Origin of the sequence: Novacetimonas pomaceti (assembly GCF_003207955.1) — a bacterium.
Lineage (GTDB): Bacteria > Pseudomonadota > Alphaproteobacteria > Acetobacterales > Acetobacteraceae > Novacetimonas > Novacetimonas pomaceti.
This window is the reverse complement of the sequence record NZ_NOXG01000077.1, coordinates 1-2,166: the sequence shown is the minus strand read 5'-3', so window position 1 is coordinate 2,166 and position 2,166 is coordinate 1. Positions and strand designations below refer to the sequence as shown.

Here is a 2,166-nt window from a genome sequence, read left to right as displayed (position 1 = left end):
GCATCGGGTTTTCTTATAGCTTACGAAAATTTCTTTTGTGCAAAACAGACTTTTTCATAATCTAACCCGATGTACAACCCTTCTGTGAGATTTCCGCGTCGAATTCCAGCACCATCGCCATGCGGCCACTTACCATGACCGGCACCATCAGGACTGTCTGCATGCCGGCGCGGGTACCCTCACCCACAAGCCACAGGGGCGCTGACTCGATCTGCAAACGTGAGCAGATGCCGGGCAATAGCGCATTGTCAGACCCGGTAGGCAGTGCACGGCCAGCAGCCGCATTCTCATGTCCGGAAAGATGGCTGGCCAGACGGAACACCCGGCCGCTGCCCTTACTGTCTGGCAACCATGCCAGCGCCATGCACCATGGCCCCATCTCGCAGGCCTGCGAAAAAGCAAAACGGACGATGTCCTCTACTGACAGACCGCTATTGGCCTGGGCGGCAACCGCCTCCATCAAGGCCTGCTGGCGATTACGCGCATACAGCTGGCTCAACCCGTCCTCCGCGATGCGTTCGGCTTCCATGCGCACTTCGCGTTCGCGCTCATAACGGCGGCGGATACGGCGGTACAGGGCTTCATAATCCGTTACTTCTGACCCCGGTCCAGGATTGATGGTCATAGCCACTTCACCCGCAGCATGTTTTCCTTGCCAGATCCGGGTGGGAAACGCTCGACTTCAACCCTATCGCCAAACACATCCGCCGCACCGAACACAAAGCCCTGTGCCAGGTCGATCAGGTGGCGTTCGGAACTGTAGGTCATGTCCAGCGTGCCATCATTGTTTTCCTTCATATGGAAATACGGGCATATCGCGCCGGGATAGAGCTTTCGCACCTCAGGGTGGATGATGCTGTTCACGCTCAGGATAAAGCTGCGCGAATTGGGATGCGTGCTAAATAGTTCTGGATAGCGCTGCTTGAGGATGGGCATGGCATCGCGCCCGAAGCTGTGCAGCAATTCGGCCGGTGTAATCCCGAGGTGCTTTGAGGCCGCCACTACCAGCGCCTGCATTTCCGCATCGGGATAGCTGCCCAACGAGGTATAGGCGCCGTTGACATTGGCGGCTTCCAGCAAGGTATCCCATGCTTCTGCCCCGTGGTTCTTTTCCACGACCTCTTCCAGAATATTAAAAACGATACCCTTCATGATTTTACAACCTGTTGTAATATATATCTTTTAAAGGTGTGTGATAGATTATGTAGTAACGACGTATTTTGATGTCACTTTATGTCATGCATGCGTTCTTTGCATACCTTTGCGATTTTTCAGAAATCTTTCAGATCATGCACCGGGTATATGACCGGAAATCATGCTAATATTTCTTGGTTTTCTCTCAAGTTTTGAGTCATTACATTCGATATGGTAATAATTGGCGAACTCGTCAATTCAGATATCGAATATGTATTATTGGTCCGTAAATAACACGAGTCTGCGATGCATTTCCTGTTTCCAAGAAAACCAACGTGGAGACGGCGATATGGTCTGAAGGATGCCCGGCATGAACCGATAAGGCCAGCCCACACAATTCACTACGGCAAACTCAAATCGCCCCTCATCACAGCATCACAACTTATCCCGCGATTATCGGATTTAACTGACGATACCTCTCAGGATATCAAGTTGCGCAGAACGCATGCCACGGCCCCTGCGCGTCAATTCGGGAAAGCGCATCCCCGAAGAAGCTCCGAATCTGCTCTCGAATTCTGTCTGAAAGAAAAAGCAACGCAGCCAATTTTTGTTGCAGCAGTCGAAGGATGATCTTCGAATCTTCTCACATTATCCGGAGAAGTTCATGAAACATTCTCTGCTCATTTTTCTTTTGCCCGGTGGTCCAATCCGAAACTGATCGTGCTGGTGCTGAATAATCAGGACCTCAATCAGGTTACGTGGGAAGAACGCATCCAGCCTGGCAGGGGCAGGACGGAATCAACCCAGTCCATCCCTGATTTTCCCTATCATCGATATGTCGAACTGCTGGGGCTGAAGGGGATTTACGTTGACGACCCCGATCATGTCGGCATCGCATGGGAGGATGTCTGAACAAGGCCTGATCTGGCAGGCATCGACGCGGATTTCTCACACTTGAGGCAATTTCGGGTCATTTTGTAGAATTCAGTCATCCCACAGGAGCCCGATCTGGAATATTGACGATATTCTGCT

The 2,166-nt window shown here is 51.5% G+C and carries 2 protein-coding genes and 1 pseudogene; 1 reads left to right on the top strand and 2 read right to left on the bottom strand.

Annotated features, from left to right (window positions below; all coding sequences use genetic code 11):
- Positions 1-61: 61 nt before the first annotated feature.
- Together CFR71_RS15575 and CFR71_RS15570 are read right to left on the bottom strand one after the other, a co-directional pair.
- Positions 62-625: a GAF domain-containing protein gene (locus CFR71_RS15575; RefSeq protein ID WP_110532211.1), complete on the bottom strand. Its 564-nt coding sequence runs from the start codon at positions 623-625 to the stop codon at positions 62-64.
- Positions 622-1,152, bottom strand: coding sequence for a heme NO-binding domain-containing protein (locus CFR71_RS15570; protein ID WP_110532209.1), 531 nt, complete (start codon positions 1,150-1,152; stop codon positions 622-624). Before CFR71_RS15570 ends, CFR71_RS15575 begins: the two co-directional genes overlap by 4 nt.
- Positions 1,153-1,830: 678 nt before the next feature.
- On the opposite strand from CFR71_RS15570, the pseudogene CFR71_RS15560 reads away from it, so the two are divergent.
- Positions 1,831-2,040: pseudogene (locus CFR71_RS15560) on the top strand (thiamine pyrophosphate-requiring protein); the annotation flags it as partial.
- Positions 2,041-2,166 lie beyond the last annotated feature (126 nt).